We start from the raw sequence: 3,286 nt of genomic DNA, 5'->3' as shown, positions 1-3,286 counted from the left end.
AGCTGGAAATGCAGATCACCCGCGCCATTCTGGAAAAACCGGTCAGCCTGCCGATCGAACATCAGGACCGCGAAATCGGTCGGGTCCTGCTCATCGGTCACGGCGGCAGCCTGATGCGCTTCCTGCTCAGCGGCCTGGCCGGGATTGTGCTCTGCACCGCGATCAGCGCCTGGGTCGCGCTCTATCTGGCGCGGCGGCAGTTGCGCGCGATCATCGGCCCGTTACACAGCCTCGCCGCCGTCGCCCACGCCGCCCGTAGCGAACGAGCGCTGGATCGGCGCGTGCCGCCGGCGCAAATCGCCGAACTGGATAACCTGGGCAACGACTTCAATGCCTTGCTCGGCGAACTCGAGTCGTGGCAAACCCACCTGCAGAACGAAAACGAAACCCTCGCCCATCAAGCGACCCACGACAGCCTCACCGGGTTGCCCAACCGCGCGTTTTTTGAAGGCCGCTTGATGCGCGCCTTGCGCAACGGCAAAAAACACGATGAGCGGGTCGCCGTGCTGTTTCTCGACAGCGACCGCTTCAAAGGCATCAACGATAACTTCGGCCACGCCTCGGGCGACGCCGTGCTAGTGGCGATCGCCAATCGCGTGCGAGCGCAATTGCGCGAGGATGATCTGGTCGCGCGGCTGGGCGGCGACGAGTTCGCTGTGCTGCTCGCGCCGCTGCACACGGTTGAAGACGCTGAGCACATCGCTGACAAGATTCTCGCCAGCATGGACATGCCGATCACCCTGCCCGGCGACAGCAGTGTGGTGACCTCGCTGAGTATCGGCATCGCCGTTTACCCCGATCATGGCGCCACGCCGGGAGCCTTGCTCAACGCAGCCGACGCGGCGATGTATCAGGCCAAGCGCCTGTCGCGTGGCGCGCAATTCACCGCCGGGTCGGAGCGCCCGGTCGATTCCGTTCACACCAGGAGCTGATGCCCGTGTTCACACTTCCCTTTCGACTGTTTTCCGCATTGTTGCTGATCACCGCGCTGACCCTGAGCGGTTGCCAGACCGCCCCGCAAAAGGGCCTGACACCGGCGCAGGTCGCCGTGCTCAAACAGCAGGGTTTCGAATTGACCGACGACGGTTGGGAATTCGGCCTGTCGGGCAAAGTGTTGTTTGGCAGCGATGTCGAAAGCCTGAACGCAGCCAGCACGGAAATCGTCGAACGCATCGGCAAGGCGCTGCTCGGCGTGGGTATCGAGCGCGTTCGGGTAGATGGCCACACCGATGCGTCGGGCAAGGAAACCTACAATCAGCAACTGTCGCTGCGTCGGGCCAAGAGCGTCGCCAACGTCCTCGGCACGGTCGGCATGAAGCCGGAAAACATCCAGCTGCAAGGCCTGGGCAGCAGCGAACCGGTGGCTTCCAACGACACCGCAGCGGGGCGCACGGAAAATCGCCGGGTGTCGATTGTGGTCAGCGCCGATTAATCGGCAAAGCGCATCTCCCGCGTTTCCCCCATCAACAATGCCTGATTACGCTCAGTCACCTCACGAATGTAATCCCACAACAAGGTAATCCGCTTCAACTTGCGCAAATCCTCCCGGCAGTACATCCAGAACTGCCGGGTGATGTCGATTTCCTCCGGCAGCACCGGCAGCAATCGCGGGTCTTGTGCGGCGAGGAAGCACGGCAGGATCGCCAGCGAGCGGCCCTGCTGCGCGGCGACGTATTGCGCGATCACGCTGGTGCTGCGCAAGTTTGCGCTGGCGCCGGGCAGCACATTGGCCAGGTAAAGCAGCTCCGAGCTGAACGCCAGGTCGTCCACATAACTGATGAATTGATGCTTGCTCAAGTCGGCCGGGCGGCGGATCGGTGGGTGTTTGTCCAGATAGTCCTGGGTTGCGTACAGCTGCAAACGGTAGTCGCAGAGTTTGCAGCAGACGTACGGCCCGTGCTCCGGCCGCTCGAGGGCGATGACGATGTCGGCCTCGCGCTTGGACAGGCTGATGAAGTGCGGCAGCGGCAGGATGTCCACCGAGATTGCCGGGTAGGCGTCGACGAAGTGGCTCAGTTGCGGGGTGATGAAGAAACTACCGAAGCCTTCAGTACAGCCCATGCGCACGTGCCCGGACAGGGCAACGCCCGAACCCGAGACCTGCTCGCAGGCCATGTGCAACGTGCTTTCGATCGACTCGGCATAACCGAGCAAGCGCTGGCCTTCAGTGGTCAGGACGAAACCGCTGGTGCGAGACTTTTCGAACAGCAATGTACCCAGCGCCGCTTCCAGCGAGCTGATCCGTCGCGACACCGTGGTGTAGTCGACAGCCAGGCGTTTGGCGGCGGTACTGGCCTTGCGGGTGCGGGCGACTTCGAGGAAAAACTTCAGATCGTCCCAGTTCAGCGAGCCTAGCGAGGTGATGTTTTTTTGCATGATGGTCGGGCTTATATGTGCGTTCTTATTAGAAGTTTGCACATCTATACTCCAAAAACAGTCCGACAACCAATTCGTGACACACGCCTCATCTCAAGGCGAACCTTTCGCCTTGGCTCCTACGATAAAAACAAGTTCTGGAGACCAGCATGAACGCATCGCTTACGCCCAACGACACCACGCTGCAAAAGGTCAAACTGCTGATCGACGGGGAATGGGTCGAGTCGCAGACCACCGAGTGGCACGACATCGTCAACCCGGCCACCCAGCAAGTGCTGGCCAAGGTTCCGTTCGCCACCGCCGCTGAGGTCGATGCCGCTGTCAGCGCCGCGCAGCGTGCCTTCCAGACCTGGAAGCTGACCCCGATCGGCGCGCGGATGCGCATCATGCTCAAGCTGCAAGCGCTGATCCGCGAGCACTCCAAGCGCATCGCCGTGGTCCTCAGCGCCGAGCAGGGCAAGACCATTGCTGATGCCGAAGGCGATATTTTCCGTGGCCTGGAAGTGGTCGAGCACGCGTGCTCGATCGGCACCCTGCAAATGGGCGAGTTCGCCGAGAACGTCGCCGGCGGCGTCGACACTTACACCCTGCGCCAGCCGATCGGCGTCTGCGCCGGCATCACGCCGTTCAACTTCCCGGCGATGATTCCGCTGTGGATGTTCCCGATGGCGATCGCCTGCGGCAACACCTTCGTGCTCAAGCCGTCGGAACAGGATCCGCTGTCGACCATGCTGCTGGTGGAACTGGCCATTGAGGCTGGCGTTCCGGCGGGCGTACTCAACGTCGTTCACGGCGGCAAGGATGTGGTCGATGGTCTGTGCACGCACAAAGACATCAAAGCCGTGTCTTTCGTCGGTTCGACCGCTGTCGGCACCCACGTTTATGACCTGGCCGGCAAACACGGCAAACG

At 61.9% G+C, this 3,286-nt stretch carries 4 protein-coding genes; 3 read left to right on the top strand and 1 reads right to left on the bottom strand.

Going from position 1 to position 3,286, the window contains the following annotated elements; translation table 11 throughout:
- Together OQK_RS07335 and OQK_RS07330 are read left to right on the top strand one after the other, a co-directional pair.
- The coding region (locus OQK_RS07335; protein ID WP_038860684.1) for a diguanylate cyclase domain-containing protein at positions 1-932 on the top strand (932 nt) is incomplete at its 5' end.
- Positions 932-1,432: an OmpA family protein gene (locus tag OQK_RS07330; protein WP_016771800.1), complete on the top strand. Its 501-nt coding sequence runs from the start codon at positions 932-934 to the stop codon at positions 1,430-1,432. The genes OQK_RS07335 and OQK_RS07330, both read left to right, overlap by 1 nt.
- Here OQK_RS07330 and OQK_RS07325 read toward each other — a convergent pair.
- Complete coding sequence (locus tag OQK_RS07325; protein ID WP_016771799.1) at positions 1,429-2,376, bottom strand: LysR family transcriptional regulator; 948 nt, start codon at positions 2,374-2,376, stop codon at positions 1,429-1,431. The two genes, OQK_RS07330 and OQK_RS07325, sit on opposite strands and share 4 nt — an antisense overlap.
- A 149-nt stretch (positions 2,377-2,525) precedes the next feature.
- Here OQK_RS07325 and OQK_RS07320 point away from each other — a divergent pair.
- Positions 2,526-3,286: aldehyde dehydrogenase family protein (locus tag OQK_RS07320; protein ID WP_016771798.1), on the top strand; the 761-nt coding region annotated here is incomplete at its 3' end.

It is taken from the genome of Pseudomonas sp. R62 (genome assembly GCF_000257605.1).
Classification (GTDB): Bacteria; Pseudomonadota; Gammaproteobacteria; order Pseudomonadales; family Pseudomonadaceae; genus Aquipseudomonas; species Aquipseudomonas atacamensis.
Note: the sequence above shows the minus strand (reverse complement) of the source record. Positions and strands in the feature narration are given on the sequence as shown.